Here is a 14,677-nt window from a genome sequence, read left to right as displayed (position 1 = left end):
CCGCCGCCCCGGCCTGCGACACGCAAGTGTGTCCGGGCCTGCAGGGTCAGCGCAGGGGGATTATCCGGCGCATTGCGGCCAGCTGCGGGCCTTTTCCTTCAGCAGCCCGACAAAGGCCTGGACCTTGCGGGTGCGGTGCAGGTCGACATGGGTGACGATCCACAAAGGCGAATCCCATTCCGGGCGCGGCGCCAGAACCTCGACGAGGTCGGGACGGGTCGCGGCCTCCCAGGCGGGCAGGAAACCGATGCCCACACCATCTTCCAGCGCCGCATCCCAGGCCGCCGGTTCGGTCGAGCGGAAGGTGAGCTGTTCGTTCGACACCTTGTCGCGCAGCCAGCGGAAAAACGCGGCGCGGCTGCCCTCGCTTTCGGCGATGACAAAGCGGTGGCCGGCAAAATCATGTTCCGATTCCGGTTTGCCCCAGGCCTCGACATAGGATTTCGATGCGTAAAGCCCGTAGCGGATCCGGATCAGCGGCTGGACGACATTGTCGGGCTCTTCGGGGGCCGCGCCGGCGCGGATCGCCACATGCGCCTCGCCATAATCCAGCCGGAAGATGCGCATGTCGGTCAGAAGCCGTACGATCACCGCCGGATGCTGGCGCTGGAAATCCGCCAGCACCGGAACCAGCAGGCCCGACAGTCCGGCGATCGAGGTGATGATGAACTCGCCCTGCACCGTCTCGCCATGACCCTTGATGCGCGAGCCGAGCTGGGCAAATTGCTCTTCGGTGGTCTGGGCGACGGTCAGAAGGTCGCGCCCGGCTTCGGTCGGCGTATAGCCGCGGGTATGGCGCTGAAAAAGTCGCGTGCCGAGCCGTTTTTCCAGCGCATCAATATGGCGGATCACCGTGGCATGGTGGACGCCCAGCACTTCCGCAGCCCCCGAGACGGTTCCAAGGCGGGCGACCTGATAGGCGGTGCGGATCTCGTCCCAGTTTTCCATAAACTCCCCCGGCTGGCTGTGCGTCAGCGCACAGATGATTACGGATTGGCGCAAGAGGCAAGGGGGCTCCGGGGTAAACATGCAAGGATGCAGGGAAATCTTCCCCGGGCCAATGAGGGGCATGAGATTGGGTTGCTTTTGCCGCAAATTCACCAGAATGATGCGAGAGCTTGCCCGGGTGAGTATGCGCGCCAGTCCGGCTGCGCGCCGGTCCGGATGGATACAAAGGGCGATTGCACCAGCGATGATCAGTTTGCCGGGTTTCTTTGTCGTAAGGGCTGTAGGTGCGGTCAGGCTGGCGCTCTCGCTGCTCCGAATTCCACTGACCGGTATCGCGCTGGTCGGGGCCGCATTGGCACCGATCCTTTGGCCGGCGCCGGCTGCGGCCGATCCGAAGGCGGTGATCGGGATGCAGACTGCCGATGAAGCACGGGGCTGGCAGCCGGTGGGCAAGCTGGTGCTTGGGGATCGCGGGTTCTGCACCGGGGTGCTGATCGAGCGGCAACTGGTGCTGACAGCGGCGCATTGCCTCTTTGACAAGGATACCGGCGCGCGGCTCAGGGATGAAATGATCACCTTCCAGGCCGGCTGGCGCAATGGCCGGGCTGAGGCCTATCGCGGCGTCCGCCGTTCGGTCGCGCATCCGGATTACGTCTATTCCGGCAGTGACAATCTGGGCCGCGTTGCCTGGGATCTGGCGCTTCTCGAACTCGACAAACCGATCATGTTGCCGCAGATCGAGCCTTTCCCCACCGGCCCGCGCCCGATGCGTGACGCCGCCGTCAGCGTGGTTTCCTATGCGAAGGACCGCTCGGAAGTGCCCTCGATCGAGCGCGACTGTGCCGTGCTCGCACTTGAGACATCGGCGCTGGTCCTGACCTGTGACATCGATTTCGGCTCCTCGGGTGCACCGGTTTTCGCGCTGCGCGACGGGCGGCCCGAGGTCGTGGCGGTGATCTCGGCCAAGGCAGATTACAACGGCGAGAAAGTCGCGCTTGCCGTCGCGGTGGACGCGCCGCTGCAACGGCTGCGCGATGAACTTGGGCTCGATTTGCCCGGGCGCGGGGCGGCGGGAGTACGGGTGATCTCTGGCGGTGGCGCCAATCGCGGTGGCGGAGCGGCGGCGGAAACAGCGGCGGAAACAGCGGACCCGGCCAGCGGTGGCGGCCAGGCTACTAGCATGGGGCAGGGCGGCGCCAAATTCATCCGGCCGTAACGCATCTCGCGGGGGCCTCCCGACACAGCGCGGTGTTCACGCGGATGTGACCTCTGCCCGGCTGTTGCAGGCCCCTTGACGCAGGGGGCCGCGCTTCCCAGATCAGGGTCATGCCGGGCGCCATGATGGGTCCGGCGCCAATGCCCGGCCCCGTGAGGGGAGGGTCTGATCCAAAGAGCATCGCTTCCCAAGGAGGATGATCATGCGCAGCTATGATTTCGCACCGCTTTACCGTGCCACTGTCGGCTTTGACCGTGTGGCCGATCTGATGGACCGGGTTCTGACATCCGATGTCGCTCAGCCGGGCTATCCGCCCTATAATATCGAAAAAACCGCCGAAGATGCTTACCGCATCTCGGTCGCCGTTGCCGGGTTTGCCCCCGAGGATCTTACGGTCGAAGTCCGCGATGGCAGCCTGTTTGTGACCGCCCGCAAGGCCACCGATGAGGCCCCCCGCAGCTTCCTGCATCGTGGCATCGCGACCCGCGCCTTTGAGCGTCGCTTCGCGCTGGCTGATCATGTTCGCGTCACCGGCGCGACGCATGAGCTTGGCATGCTGCATATCGACCTCGCGCGCGAGATCCCCGAGGCAATGAAGCCGCGCCGCATCGAGATTTCTGGCCCGGTCAGGGCAGAAGCCCCCGCGCTTGAGGCAAGGGCGGAACAGGTGAACTGAGGCCCTGGTCTTCCTGAGACTATGTGGCAAAGACAAAGGCGCATCGGGCAACCGATGCGCCTTTTCTCATCTGGGTGGTTGCTTCGACCCTGTGGGCTGATCCGAAAGCTATGGCTGGTGTTGCCGGCAGAGGTGAAGGCTGAAATCTCTTGCCAGGGCTGCATGTGCCGCCAGGCGCGATCATGGGTCTGTTACAGCACCACCTGCGCGGTGCAGGCGCAGCTGGCGTCGCGGACGGCACCTTGCCTGATCCCGTAGCCGCAAACCTTGCAGTTCTTTTGGGAGATCGAACACGCCGCCCGGGCCACGCAAACTCTGCCAAAGGTGTCTGCGGCAGGCGCGCGGGGGGCGGGCAGGAGATGTGGTCGGCCCCTGGCCTGCGACGCCGCCACTCACAGAAAAACCCCCGGCGGATCGCTCCGCCGGGGGTTTCTTTTCGGGTCAGAACGGGATCAGAGCCCCATCTTGATCAGTTCGAACTCTTCCAGCAGGCGCGCGCGCAGATCGGGGTCCATCGGCGTCTGGCGGAACAGCGTGGTCTCGACCGGGTCGAGGAAGGCGGATTTCAGCCTTTCGGGATCGATGGCATCGGTCGCGGCTTTGTTGGTATTGGCATAGCCGATCGCCTCGATGATCGACGGCAGGCTTTCGACTGCGAACATCGAATTCACCCAGTCATAGACTTTGTCTTCTTTGCCGGGACCGTTCTTCATATTGACGAAACCGCAGAAGAAGGTGGTGGAACCCTCGGCCGGCGCGCGGTTGAAGCCCACCGGGAAACCATCGGCCTGCAAAATGGCGACGGGGTCATTCCAGGACCAGGCGACCTCGACCTCACCCGATGCCATCAGCTGCGCCAGTTCCGACGGATCCGACCACCAGGAGCGCACATTCGGCGCGGCTTCGCGCAGCCAGGCGGCGGCTTTCTCGATCTGCTCATCGGTCACCTCATCCCAGGAGTCGGTGCCGGTTGCGAGGAAGCCAAGCGCCCAGGCGTCATCGGAATTGTCCGAAATCGCGATCTTGCCCTTGAAGTCGGGGTTCAGGAAAACACTCAGCGAGGCGACCTTGTCGTCGGAGACCTTGTCTTTGTTATAGGCGATGGCCGTATAGGCAAAGTCATAGGGGATGAACCAGACGCCCTCATCATCCTTGATGTGATGCGATTCCAGCAATTCCGGGTCGATATTGGCGAAAGCCTCGATTTTCGAGGTATCCCAGGGCTCGATCAGCCCGGCTTCACGGTAATTCGGCACGGCGCCGGGGCAGGGGTGGACAACATCGGCCTTGAACCCCGAGGAGACTTTCTGGAACGCCTCATCGTCATCGGCGTAGAACGCATAGGTCGGCTTCTGGCCGTGTTTCGCAACATAAGGGGCGAGCGCGCCATCGATTTCCCAGCCAGCCCAGTCGAAAACGGTCAGCTCGGGGTCGGCGGCCTGCGCTGCGGTGGCAATCGCGATGGCCGAAGCGGCTCCGGCAAGGTAAGAAAGGCAACGGGTCATCGTGACTCCTCTGGCGGTTAATATCAGGCAGGTGCCGTCAGTCTGGCCCCGTGGGGCAGATCCGGGCACGGGTGATCTCTCTGAGGCTATGACAGGTGAAATTCTCTCACAAGCATCTTTGACACCCAAAACCGGCTTTCCGCCGTCCCGGATATGGGAAAGAATTCCGCTGGCTGATTTCCGGGCGGCTGATTTGTGGCTGCGTGAAGTCAGGCGTGAGGCCCCCGGCGCGATGAGACGGGGCCAGAGCTGAAAAGAAACGGGGGCGACAATGGCAGTGACCGGGGCAGAACAGACGGAAGGCGGATGGTCTGCGAGCCAATATGCGAAATTCCTTCATGCGCGCACGCGCCCGGCCCGCGATCTGCTGGCGGCGGTGCCGCTGGAAACGGCGCAGGAGGTGACCGATCTTGGCTCAGGCCCGGGGAATTCCACGGCGCTTTTGCGCGCAAGGTTCGGCGCGGCGCGGATCACCGGGACTGATACTGACGCGGATATGCTGCGAACCGCGCGCGAGGCGCTGCCGGATTGTCATTTTGAGGCGGCGGATATTGCGACCTGGACGGCGGCGCCGCCGCAGGATCTGGTCTATGCCAATGCTTCGCTGCAATGGATCCCGGATCACCGGCAGCTCTTTCCCCGGCTTCTGGCACAGCTGAGCCCGGGCGGCGTGCTTGCGGTGCAGATGCCCGATAATCTTGACGAGCCGACCCATATCGCCATGCGCGAGATCTCGGGCGATCCCCGCTGGGCCGAGCGGCTGACGGCAGCCCGGGCACGGCGCGTGCCGCTTCTGACCCCCGCGGATCTGCACGGGCTTTTGCGCGCGGAGTGCCGGCAGCTTGATATCTGGCGGACAGTCTACCAGGTGGAGCTGACCGGCACGGATGCGGTGACGCAATGGTTCCTCGGCTCGGCGTTGCGACCTTTGCTCGCGCCTTTGAGTGAAGCGGAACGTGCGGATTTCCTCGACGCCTTCCGCGCGCGGATCGCGCCATTCTATCCCGAACAAGACGGGCGCGTTCTCCTGCCCTTCCCGCGCGCCTTCTTTGTCGCGACCCGGGCCTGAACAGCGTCAGGGCCGCCCCCGCAAGAGAGGGCTTGCCTTTCAGGAGGCGCCGGATAAATCTCGGCAGCGATCCCCGGGGGCAAACTGCTCTGTCGCGGGGTCTGGGCCGGCGGGAGACATCGCCGGCTCTGGCTGGAAGACCTGCTGCGAAAAGGGGGGCCGGGAGACCGGATGCGCCCCGGGCCGCAGGTTTTTGCCGCCCACTTTTCAGCAGTCCTAAAGACAGGCCCCAGAATGACTGGGACCATAATGACAGGGATCAGAATGACTGGGAAAATGGCATGACCGCACTTGATCTGGACTTTACCCGCAAACAGTTTCCGGCCTTTGCCTCGCCGGTTCTGTCCTCACATGCGTTTTTCGAGAATGCCGGCGGCAGCTATCCCTGCATCCAGGTGATCGACCGGCTGACGCGGTTCTACCATGACCGCAAAGTGCAGCCTTACGGGCCCTATCCGGGTGGGCAGGCGGCGGGCGCCGAGATGGATGAGGCGCGGGAAAAGCTGGCCGCGATGATGGCGGTAAAGCCGGCGCAGGTCTCGTTCGGCCCCTCGACCAGCGCAAATACCTATGTTTTGGCTCAGGCGGTACGGGCCTGGCTGAAGGGGGATGCGAAGGCTGCGATCGTGGTGACGAACCAGGATCACGAGGCCAATAGCGGTGTCTGGCGGCGTCTGGCTGATGAGGGGATCGAGGTCCGGGAATGGCGGCTTGATCCTGCGACCGGCTCGCTCGACCCGGCGGATCTGAGCGCGCTGCTGGCGGATGGGCATGTGCGCCTGGTCGCGTTTCCGCATTGCTCGAATGTGATTGCCGAAGTGAATGATGTGGGGGCGATCTCGGCGCTGGCCCATGCGGCGGGGGCGAAGGTGGTGGTCGATGGCGTGTCTTACGCGCCGCATGGTTTCCCGGATTTCCCGGCGCTTGGCTGTGATGCCTATCTGTTTTCCGCCTATAAGACCTATGGCCCGCATCAGGGGATCATGGTGCTGGACGAGGCGTTCGGGATGGATCTGCCGGGGCAGGGGCATTTCTTCAATCATGGCTCGCTTTACAAGCGGCATACGCCCGCCGGGCCAGATCACGCCCAGGTCGCGGCCTGTGCGGGGATGGCCGATTATGTCGACGCCCTGGCGGCGCATCACGGCATCACCGGCGATGCAGGTGCACGGGGGCGCGGCGTTCATGATCTGATGCGCGCCCAGGAAATACGGGTGATCCAGCCCTTGCTGGACTACCTTGCAGCGCGCAACGACCTGCGGCTGATCGGCCCCCGCGACGCCGCGCGGCGCGCGCCGACGGTGGCGGTGGAGCTGTCCGGCGCGGCGGAACCGGTCTCGGAAGAGCTTGGCCGACACGGGATCGCCTGCTGGGCCGGGGATTTCTACGCGGTCAGGCCGCTGGAGGCACTCGGCATTGCGCGCGAAAAGGGGGTGCTGCGGCTCTCGGCTGCACATTATACCAGCGCCGATGATGTCGCGCGGCTGATCCGGGCGCTGGATCAGGTGCTTTGAGACAGCCGGGGGGCGGGGGACCAGCCCGGCCCCCCGAAGTATCCGGGTCATAAGGAAGAGGGCAAAAGAGCTTGGCCCTGCGGTGCCGTTTTTCGCGCGCAGAGTGCTGATCTGTCAGAGATTGTCTTAACTCGTCCCGCAAATTGACAAAATCCCGCGTGAGTTTGCAGCTGTAGTGAAACAGTCTGGATGGGCCTTCCGGGGTCTGAGGAGTGACATGCCGACATCCGCAAAAATGGTGGCCGCAGTCTGGTTTGCCCTGATGGGCTGGCTTGCGGCCAATGCCCATATCCCCGCGCTTCCCGATGGCGGGGCCGGCGGAACCATGGTCTTTCGCGGGGTTTCGGCAGCGATCGGCCTGATTTGCGGCTGGAAAATCATGGGAAATGGCGTTGGGTCCAGCTATGCCGATTCCATCGGCACCGGGCTCAAGACCTCGATTGTTATGGCGATTCTCGCGCTTATGGTGTTTTCGGGGCGGCAGATGATCACCGATTCGATGAAGATGCGCTATGAAGGGCCGATGGATGCCATGCTGGGCTGGTTCACCAAAATGATGGAAAACGGTTGGGATATGTTGACGGTCGGCGTCCTGGGCGTGCTGATCCTGGCGGGGGTCTTTGGCGGGCCGCTTGCCGAATGGACAAGGCGGCGCTGGCGGTGAGCGCGGCGGATGTGCCGGGCGAGGATCCCCGTTTCGCGAAATGTCCTGGTCTGCGCGCGTTGATCGCCGGGCCGGGCGGTGCCGCAGGGGAGGCGCGTCTCGCCTTCTGGCAGGCGGCCACCCGCGGCGCAGAGGCCGGCGATCCGGCGCTGGAACTGCGGCTTGCACAGGATATTCTGGCGCAGGAGGGGGCCGCGTCAGCAGAACGGCTTTATGCGTTGCGCGGGCCGATGCTGTCCTGTGCGGCCTCTGCTTTGCGCGCGGCCGGGCAAACCCGCGCCAATGGACCCGAAGATGCTCTGGTCGAGACCGACAGTATGGACCACCCGTTTCGCGGCTTTTTTGCGGTGGCGCGGGCCGGGCTCAGGCACCGGCAATTTGCCGGGGGCATGAGCGGGGGGCTGTTGCGCGAGGCCTTTGTCGCGACGGATGCGGTGACCGTATTGCCCTATGATCCGGTGCGCGATCATGTGCTTCTGGTGGAACAGTTTCGCATGGGCCCCTGGATCAGGGGCGAAGCGCGACCCTGGCTGATCGAGGCGGTCGCGGGCCGGATCGACGCAGGCGAGACCCCGGAAGAGGCCGCGCGGCGCGAGGCGCAGGAAGAGGCCGGCCTGACCATCGGCGAGCTTTTGCATGTCAGCGATTACTACCCGTCTCCCGGCGCCCATACCGAATATATCTGGTCACTGGTCGGGCTGGCGGATCTGCCTGAAAAAAGCGGCGGGCTCTTTGGCCTTGCGACCGAGGGCGAGGATATCCGTACCCATGTGATCCCCTTTGACACGGCGATGGCCTGGCTGTCCGAGGGCCGGCTGGCCAATGCGCCGCTGATCCTGTCGCTGTTCTGGCTGGCGCGGCAGCGGCCGGCTTTGCGTGCAGCTGCGGGCCAGGGCTGACCAGAGACCCCGGGGCGGCCTATGCGCCGCGCCCGGGGCGGGAAAGCTGTGCGTTTTGTCACGCAAGCGCAGGTTTCACGCCTGTTACACTTGATCCGGGCCTGGCGGCTGGTCATAACTCTGCCTCAGTCGCCGGGGAGGCCGCCATGGGGTGGGTTGATGGGTGCGGCTCCGGTGGAATGCCGGGGATTTCAGGGCCGGATTGACCGAGATGGATGCAGAGAGCCGCAAGATCCCGACCCATGAGGTCACCTATTCGCGGCTGCGCGACATGATCCTTTTTGGGGCTCTGGCGCCGGGGCAGCCGGTGACGATCCAGGGGCTGATCGGAGAGCTTGACGCCGGCATGACGCCGGTGCGCGAGGCGATCCGGCGGCTCGCGGCCGAGGGCGCACTGATGCCCCAGGGCAATCGTCGGGTCTCGGTGCCGCAGATGACGGAATCGGTGCTTGATCAGCTGGGCTGGGCGCGATTTGCGATCGAGCCACAGCTGGCGCGGCTTGCGATGCGGGCGATGCAACCGGCGCTGATCCGGCAGCTGCGGCTTTTGGACGACCGGATCAACACCGCGATCAGCGAGGGCGATATCGCCGCCTATCTGCGGTTCAATCATGCGTTCCATTTCGCGCTTTACGAGGCAGCGGATGCCCCGGTGCTGCTGGATATCGCGCAATCGCTGTGGCTGCGGGCCGGGCCTTCGCTGCGCCTCGTGATGGGGCGGCTTGGAGGGGCAGGCCTGCCGGATCAGCATGTCGAGGCATTGGCGGCGATGGAGGCGGGCAATGCCGAGGCCCTTGCCGCCGCGATTGCGCAGGATATCGGCCAGGGTATGGATCAGGTGCGGCTTGCGCTTGCCGAAGGGGCGTTCTGAGGCCGGCGGCTTTGCCAGGTGCCAGATGTTGCGCGTCGCAGTCTCTGGCGGGACCAGTCGGGAATGGGCGCGCCAGCTTTTAGCTTTAAAAGGCACCTGAAACAGTCACGCGGCCGGACTGTTTTCCTCGCCTCGCCTTCGGTTGGTTTATGGCTTTCCACTGTTTCAATGGGCGATACGCCTTTTTCCGTGCGCAACGTTCAGGCGGCGGGCAGCCCGGCAGTCGGGTGGAAGTGTGGGCCGCGACGGCGAAGATTACGCGGGAGCGGCGTCTTGAGGCCGCAACAGACGGTCTGCGCGCCTTGCGGTGTGACGCAGGTATGGCACAACTCGGCGCAGAGCCTCAGCCGCCCGGACGAGCGGGGTGAACCCGGAAAGTGGCAGAGGATGATTCATGCTGCCGCCACTGGTCAAGGCCCATGGCCCATGAAAAAGGGGCAAGGGGCGGGTGCCGTCTGGCGTGGCCCTCGCGGCGGATGAGATCACCCTGCACGATCAGGACCGGGCGGTTCCCCATCAGCGCCGTTGTCGGGAAAACGCTCCCCTGGCGGTTTAGGCCCCTTCCTCCACCGATGAGGAAGAACTCCGCGCCGGTGCCGGGGGACTTCTTGTAAAGCCGCGCATCCGGACCGGTCCCGGCTACAAGGGGCTTTGCGGGCGCGGTGTCGGGGGCGCCGGCTCCGGTAAGGTCGCCGGGATCATCTACGCCGGTACCGACGAACCCGCGAAATGGAGGATCATACCGCGTCAGCTCTGTCAGCTGCCGCTTGGCGCGGACCGAACAGAGGATCTGGATCAGCCCAGCCGGGATCAGCAGTACAGGCGCCATCGGGGAGCGGCCGAAGCCGGGATAAAGCCCCCGATTTCGGCACTACGTTACACCAGTGCCCTGTTTGCCACCTGCCGGATCTCGCGCAGCGGGCGGCGCGCGGGGATGCGCCTCATCTGCATAGCTGAAAAGCGAGCCGCCCTCGGCGTCTGTCCCGCGCATCTGTGTTTCCCACCCCGACCGGAACAGGGGGAAACATGTGCCGCATCGCAGGCCGAGCGCTGACTGGTTCTGCGACTTTTCAGATCAAAGTGATGAGGCCCGCAGCTGGCGGCGGGGGCGGATGGGTCCGATCTTCTGATGGTTGGAATGACTGTCAGCGGCCCGCGCCGCCGGTTATGTGCCATGCCGTCAGTCCGCGCGTCACCTGGTGCAGACAACCATGACGCAACTGCTAAAATCGCGAAACAGGGAGGCGTGACTTCAATACCCTACAGATGATCCGCTGCCGTCTTCGCCGGCAGAAATTATCCACGAGCAGATCACCAGCATCTTTCATCTGGTCCTGAACATCCTGGTCGAGGCCGCCTGACCGGCAGACGCGCCTCTCGCATCCCGGGCCTGGGGCAAGCCGCTTTTCATTGTAGCGCGCGTCGTATATGGCCAGTCTTGTCGTGGGTTTCGGTCCAGTCGGAGGGGCGGCAGATGGCTATTCCAGTCGAGGCATTCTTTCTGGCTTCCGGCGCGGCGGGGACGCTGCAAAGCCGGATCCGGGCCATGGTGACTGAGGGGATCCTTTCGGGGCGCTTCCGGCCGGGGCAGAAGATGCCCTCTTCGCGCGGGCTTGCGGCACATCTCGGGATCTCGCGCATCACCGTTACCCTGGCTTATGGCGACCTGGTGTCCTCTGACTATCTCACGTCGCGCGGACGCTCGGGCTATTATGTCTCGGACAATGCCCCGCGCGCACCGGATTTTCCAAGCCCCGCCCGTCCCGCGGAAGAGGTTGATTATCATGCCTTTTCCGGTGGGCGCTTTACCCGCGCGATGCAGGGTGTCGAGCGCCCGGATGACTGGGAGCGCTATCCCTGGCCCTTTATCTATGGCCAGACCGACCCCACACTGTTTGACCATCAGAACTGGCGGGCCTGCGCGTTGCGGGCCCTGGGGCGGCGGGATTTTTCCACCCTCACCTCGGATTTCTATGAGCGTGACGATCCGGCGCTGATCGAACAGGTTTTGCGGGTGATCCTGCCACGGCGCGGAATCGCCGCGGGGCAGGATGAGGTGCTGCTGACGATGGGGGCGCAGAATGCGCTCTGGATCGCGACCGAGATCCTGCTGGGCGAGCCCGCGCGCGGCCATCGCGCCGTGATCGAGAACCCGTGTTATCAGGGCATCCGGCGGGTGCTGGAGGTTTCGGGCGCCGAGGTGGTCTCGCTGGATGTCGATGAGGGCGGGCTGCCCTTGTCGGGCTTTGCGCCGGGCGGTCAGGTCCGGCGCGGCGATGTGGTCTATGTCACACCCTCGCACCAGGCGCCGACCAATGCGACCATGGCGCTGGAGCGGCGGCTGAAGCTGCTCGAGGCTGCAAGCCGCGAGGATTTCATCATCATCGAAGATGATTACGAATTCGAGATGAGCTTTCTGAAGCCGGTCTCACCGGCGCTCAAGTCTTTGGACAAGGCGGGGCGGGTGATCTATGCGGGCTCGTTTTCCAAGTCGATCTTTCCTGGGATGCGGCTGGGCTATCTGGTGGCGCCGCCCGGGTTTATCGCCGAGGCGCGGGCGTTGCGGGCCATGGCGCTGAAACATCCGCCGGGTCATATCCAGCGCACCGTCGCCTATTTCCTGGCCGAGGGCCATTATGATGCGCTGATCAACCGGATGCGGGCTGCGTTCCGGCGTCGCCGCCAGGGGATGGAAGAGGCGATCCAGGCCGAGGGCCTGACCATAGCGGGCCAGGGCGGCTATGGCGGGTCCTCGTTCTGGATGCGGGCGGGGGCGGGTGTGGATACCGCCCGTGTGGCGCAGGATCTGCGCAAAGAGGGCGTGCTGATCGAGCCGGGACAGAGCTTTTTCGACCCGGAGCGTGTGGCGCGGAATTACTACCGGCTGGCTTATTCGTCGATCCAGCCGGCGCGGATCCCTGAGGGGATCCAGAAGATCGCGCGGGCTATGGCGTCGGTCAGCTGAGCGCGAGATCGAGGAGGCGCGCGGCCTCGGCCTTCGGATCGGCAAGGGGCGCGCGGTCTTCGCCGGGATGGAAGCGGGCGCGAAGCGCGGTCGGCATCGGGGCAGGGGCGGCGATCACCACTTTCGGGCCGATGCGCTGTGTCTCGGCCGCCCAGGCGCGGGCGAGTGCCAGCTGTGCGGCTTTGGTGGCGCCGTAAGCGGCGGAATTGGCCGTGCCGGGGAAGGGGTCATCAGGGATCAGGGCGGTGCCCTTGCCCGCGCGCAACAGCGGCTCGACCAGGGTGATCAGCTGCGAGGTCGCGCGCAGATTGGTGGCGATGGATTTATCGAGGTCTTTCAGATCGACCGAAGAGGCCGGCGCGAGGGCGGTCGCATGGATCGCAGTATGGGCCCAGAAGCCGAGGCTGCCCCAGCGGGCGGCGATCGAGTCGGTCAGGTGGCGCATCGCATCTTCATTGGTGACATCCATCGGCGCGAGCGTCAGGCTGCCCGCACCGGGCAGGCCCTGGGCCTTGACCCGGTCATCGAGATCTTCCAGCCCGCCGGTGGTGCGCGCGACCGCAATGACATGCCAGCCCCGCAGTGCCAGCTGTTCGGCGAGGCCGGCACCAAGACCGCGGGAAGCACCTGTCACAAGGGCTGTTCTGGACATGAGCTGGCTCCGATAGCTGGTGCTGGAAAGCCGGGGGCGCTTCGCCCCCCGGACCCCCAGAGGATATTTCTGGACAGATGAAAAGGGGCAGCGAGGATGCGGCCGGGGGCCGCGCCTCTGTCCTGCCTGCGTTATTCGGCGGCGGTTTTCATCTCGAAACCTTCATCCAGCTTGTCGGCGGGGATGACCGGATATTCGCCGGAGAAGCAGGCATCGCAATATTGCGGGCTGCGATTGTCGCGGCCCTTTGCCTCGCCTGCCGCCCGGTAGAGCCCGTCCAGCGAGATGAATTTCAGACTGTCGACGCCGATCCAGTCGCGCATCTCGTCTTCGGTCATGGTGGCAGCGAGGAGCTTCGAGCGTTCAGGCGTGTCGACGCCGTAGAAACAGGGCCAGGCGGTCGGGGGGGATGCGATGCGGAAATGCACCTCGGCGGCGCCGGCGTCGAGGATCATGTCTTTGATCTTGCGCGACGTGGTGCCACGCACGACCGAATCGTCGACAAGGATCACGCGTTTACCACGGATCAAAGCGCGGTTGACGTTGAGCTTGAGGCGGACCCCCATATTGCGGATCTGCTCGGTCGGTTCGATGAAAGTGCGGCCCATATACTGGTTGCGGGTGATGCCGAGGCCGAAAGGGATGCCGGACTGCGCGGCGAAGCCGATGGCGGCGGGCGTGCCGCTGTCCGGCACCGGGCAGACGAGATCGGCATCGACCGGAGATTCCAGCGCGAGTTCCACGCCGATCTGGCGGCGGGTCTCATAGACTGACCGGCCACCGACGATGCTGTCGGGGCGCGAGAAATAGACCTGTTCAAAGATGCAGGAGCGGCCTTTGGCATGCGGGAAGGGGCGCGAGCTTTCGATATGACCGTTTTCGATCACGACCATCTCGCCCGGTTCGATCTCGCGGATGAATTCGGCGCCGATGATGTCGAGCGCACAGGTTTCCGAGGCCAGCACATAACCCTCGCCCAGGCGGCCCAGCACCAGCGGGCGCACGCCGAGCGCGTCGCGTACCCCCATCAGTTTCGTACGGGTCATGGCGATGACGGAAAACGCGCCTTCGACCAGACGCAGCGCGTCTTTCAGACGTTCGGCCTGGGTTTTCTGCAGGGAGCGCGCCATCAGATGGATGATGCATTCCGAATCAGAGGAAGACTGGAAGATGGCGCCGCGCGCGATCAGGTCTTTTCTCAGCCGTGCTGCATTGGTCAGGTTGCCGTTATGGGCAATGGCGCAGCCACCAATGGCGAATTCGCCGAAGAAGGGCTGCACATCGCGGATCTGGGCGGTGCCTTTCGATCCGGCGGTGGAATAGCGCACATGGCCGATGCCCAGATCGCCCGGCAGCAGGTTCATCACGGCAGAAGAGGTGAATTTATCACGCACATAGCCGAAACGGCGTTCGGAATGGAAACCGGTCTCGGCCTCATAGGTGACGATGCCACCGGCCTCCTGGCCGCGATGCTGCAGGGCATGCAGCCCGAGCGCCACGAAATTCGCGGCATCGGCGAGGCCAATGACCCCGAAAATCCCGCATTCTTCCTTCAGCTTGTCCCAGTCATTCAGGGGTTCAAACGGGTGGGCGGGAAAACGGCGCATCTGGCCTCCGATCCGGCTGCTTCTTCGCGGCTGATGTAGTCGCTGAGAGTGCCAGAGTCACCCCCCGTTGTCATGCATATGTTGCAGGTCG

The 14,677-nt window shown here is 64.5% G+C and carries 13 protein-coding genes; 8 read left to right on the top strand and 5 right to left on the bottom strand.

From position 1 onward, the window contains the following. Positions 1 to 60 precede the first annotated feature (60 nt). Complete coding sequence (locus tag BLW25_RS09100) at positions 61 to 948, bottom strand: LysR family transcriptional regulator (protein ID WP_092898347.1); 888 nt, start codon at positions 946 to 948, stop codon at positions 61 to 63. A 244-nt stretch (positions 949 to 1,192) separates the two neighbouring features. Here BLW25_RS09100 and BLW25_RS09095 point away from each other — a divergent pair, with 244 nt between their 5' ends. Together BLW25_RS09095 and BLW25_RS09090 are read left to right on the top strand one after the other, a co-directional pair. Next, on the top strand, positions 1,193 to 2,164 hold the full coding sequence (locus BLW25_RS09095; RefSeq protein WP_253188327.1) for a trypsin-like serine peptidase: 972 nt from the start codon (positions 1,193 to 1,195) through the stop codon (positions 2,162 to 2,164). 202 nt (positions 2,165 to 2,366) lie between these two features. Next, entirely contained in the window at positions 2,367 to 2,840 is a 474-nt protein-coding gene (locus BLW25_RS09090; protein ID WP_092901781.1) for an Hsp20 family protein, read from the top strand. Positions 2,841 to 3,292: 452 nt separating this feature from the next. Here BLW25_RS09090 and BLW25_RS09085 read toward each other — a convergent pair whose 3' ends face one another. Further along, positions 3,293 to 4,345: an ABC transporter substrate-binding protein gene (locus BLW25_RS09085; RefSeq protein ID WP_092898345.1), complete on the bottom strand. Its 1,053-nt coding sequence runs from the start codon at positions 4,343 to 4,345 to the stop codon at positions 3,293 to 3,295. A gap of 271 nt (positions 4,346 to 4,616) precedes the next feature. Here BLW25_RS09085 and tam point away from each other — a divergent pair, with 271 nt between their 5' ends. The 5 genes from tam (at position 4,617) to BLW25_RS09060 (ending at position 9,362) form a co-directional block, all read left to right on the top strand. Continuing rightward, entirely contained in the window at positions 4,617 to 5,414 is a 798-nt protein-coding gene (gene tam / locus BLW25_RS09080; RefSeq protein WP_092898343.1) for a trans-aconitate 2-methyltransferase, read from the top strand. A 281-nt stretch (positions 5,415 to 5,695) separates the two neighbouring features. After that, a complete protein-coding gene (locus BLW25_RS09075; RefSeq protein ID WP_092898342.1) occupies positions 5,696 to 6,928 on the top strand; it encodes an aminotransferase class V-fold PLP-dependent enzyme in 1,233 nt (410 codons plus the stop codon). A 217-nt stretch (positions 6,929 to 7,145) separates the two neighbouring features. Then, positions 7,146 to 7,592 (top strand): TrgA family protein, encoded by a 447-nt coding sequence (locus BLW25_RS09070; RefSeq protein ID WP_143040480.1) that lies wholly within the window; start codon positions 7,146 to 7,148, stop codon positions 7,590 to 7,592. Continuing rightward, positions 7,568 to 8,491 (top strand): NUDIX domain-containing protein, encoded by a 924-nt coding sequence (locus tag BLW25_RS09065; protein ID WP_092898338.1) that lies wholly within the window; start codon positions 7,568 to 7,570, stop codon positions 8,489 to 8,491. Before BLW25_RS09070 ends, BLW25_RS09065 begins: the two co-directional genes overlap by 25 nt. Before the next feature lie 211 nt (positions 8,492 to 8,702). After that, complete coding sequence (locus BLW25_RS09060) at positions 8,703 to 9,362, top strand: GntR family transcriptional regulator (protein ID WP_092898336.1); 660 nt, start codon at positions 8,703 to 8,705, stop codon at positions 9,360 to 9,362. Positions 9,363 to 9,705: 343 nt separating this feature from the next. Here BLW25_RS09060 and BLW25_RS24650 read toward each other — a convergent pair whose 3' ends face one another. Beyond that, entirely contained in the window at positions 9,706 to 10,191 is a 486-nt protein-coding gene (locus BLW25_RS24650) for a hypothetical protein (RefSeq protein WP_092898334.1), read from the bottom strand. A gap of 645 nt (positions 10,192 to 10,836) precedes the next feature. On the opposite strand from BLW25_RS24650, the gene BLW25_RS09050 reads away from it, so the two are divergent. Then, positions 10,837 to 12,327, top strand: coding sequence for a MocR-like pyridoxine biosynthesis transcription factor PdxR (locus tag BLW25_RS09050; protein WP_092898332.1), 1,491 nt, complete (start codon positions 10,837 to 10,839; stop codon positions 12,325 to 12,327). Here BLW25_RS09050 and BLW25_RS09045 read toward each other — a convergent pair. Further along, a complete protein-coding gene (locus BLW25_RS09045) occupies positions 12,320 to 12,979 on the bottom strand; it encodes an SDR family NAD(P)-dependent oxidoreductase (protein ID WP_092898330.1) in 660 nt (219 codons plus the stop codon). The two genes, BLW25_RS09050 and BLW25_RS09045, sit on opposite strands and share 8 nt — an antisense overlap. 131 nt (positions 12,980 to 13,110) lie before the next feature. Then, the gene (gene purF, locus BLW25_RS09040; protein WP_092898328.1) at positions 13,111 to 14,586 is read right to left on the bottom strand and encodes an amidophosphoribosyltransferase; all 1,476 of its coding nucleotides are present in this window, start codon (positions 14,584 to 14,586) and stop codon (positions 13,111 to 13,113) included. Positions 14,587 to 14,677: the final 91 nt, after the last annotated feature.

The sequence above is a fragment of the Rhodobacter sp. 24-YEA-8 genome (genome assembly GCF_900105075.1).
GTDB lineage: Bacteria > Pseudomonadota > Alphaproteobacteria > Rhodobacterales > Rhodobacteraceae > Pseudogemmobacter.
The sequence above is the reverse complement of the archived record's forward strand: the minus strand, read 5'-3'. Positions and strand labels throughout refer to the sequence as shown.

Bases quoted from the DNA above. Each gene is read 5' to 3' on its own strand.
- purF (WP_092898328.1), bottom strand. From the start codon at position 14,586: ATGCGCCGTTTTCCCGCCCACCCGTTTGAACCCCTGAATGACTGGGAC.
- BLW25_RS09095 (WP_253188327.1), top strand. From the start codon at position 1,193: ATGATCAGTTTGCCGGGTTTCTTTGTCGTAAGGGCTGTAGGTGCGGTC.
- BLW25_RS09090 (WP_092901781.1), top strand. From the start codon at position 2,367: ATGCGCAGCTATGATTTCGCACCGCTTTACCGTGCCACTGTCGGCTTT.
- BLW25_RS09070 (WP_143040480.1), top strand. From the start codon at position 7,146: ATGCCGACATCCGCAAAAATGGTGGCCGCAGTCTGGTTTGCCCTGATG.
- BLW25_RS24650 (WP_092898334.1), bottom strand. From the start codon at position 10,191: ATGGCGCCTGTACTGCTGATCCCGGCTGGGCTGATCCAGATCCTCTGT.
- BLW25_RS09075 (WP_092898342.1), top strand. From the start codon at position 5,696: ATGACCGCACTTGATCTGGACTTTACCCGCAAACAGTTTCCGGCCTTT.
- BLW25_RS09085 (WP_092898345.1), bottom strand. From the start codon at position 4,345: ATGACCCGTTGCCTTTCTTACCTTGCCGGAGCCGCTTCGGCCATCGCG.
- BLW25_RS09100 (WP_092898347.1), bottom strand. From the start codon at position 948: ATGGAAAACTGGGACGAGATCCGCACCGCCTATCAGGTCGCCCGCCTT.
- BLW25_RS09065 (WP_092898338.1), top strand. From the start codon at position 7,568: ATGGACAAGGCGGCGCTGGCGGTGAGCGCGGCGGATGTGCCGGGCGAG.
- BLW25_RS09060 (WP_092898336.1), top strand. From the start codon at position 8,703: ATGGATGCAGAGAGCCGCAAGATCCCGACCCATGAGGTCACCTATTCG.
- BLW25_RS09045 (WP_092898330.1), bottom strand. From the start codon at position 12,979: ATGTCCAGAACAGCCCTTGTGACAGGTGCTTCCCGCGGTCTTGGTGCC.
- tam (WP_092898343.1), top strand. From the start codon at position 4,617: ATGGCAGTGACCGGGGCAGAACAGACGGAAGGCGGATGGTCTGCGAGC.
- BLW25_RS09050 (WP_092898332.1), top strand. From the start codon at position 10,837: ATGGCTATTCCAGTCGAGGCATTCTTTCTGGCTTCCGGCGCGGCGGGG.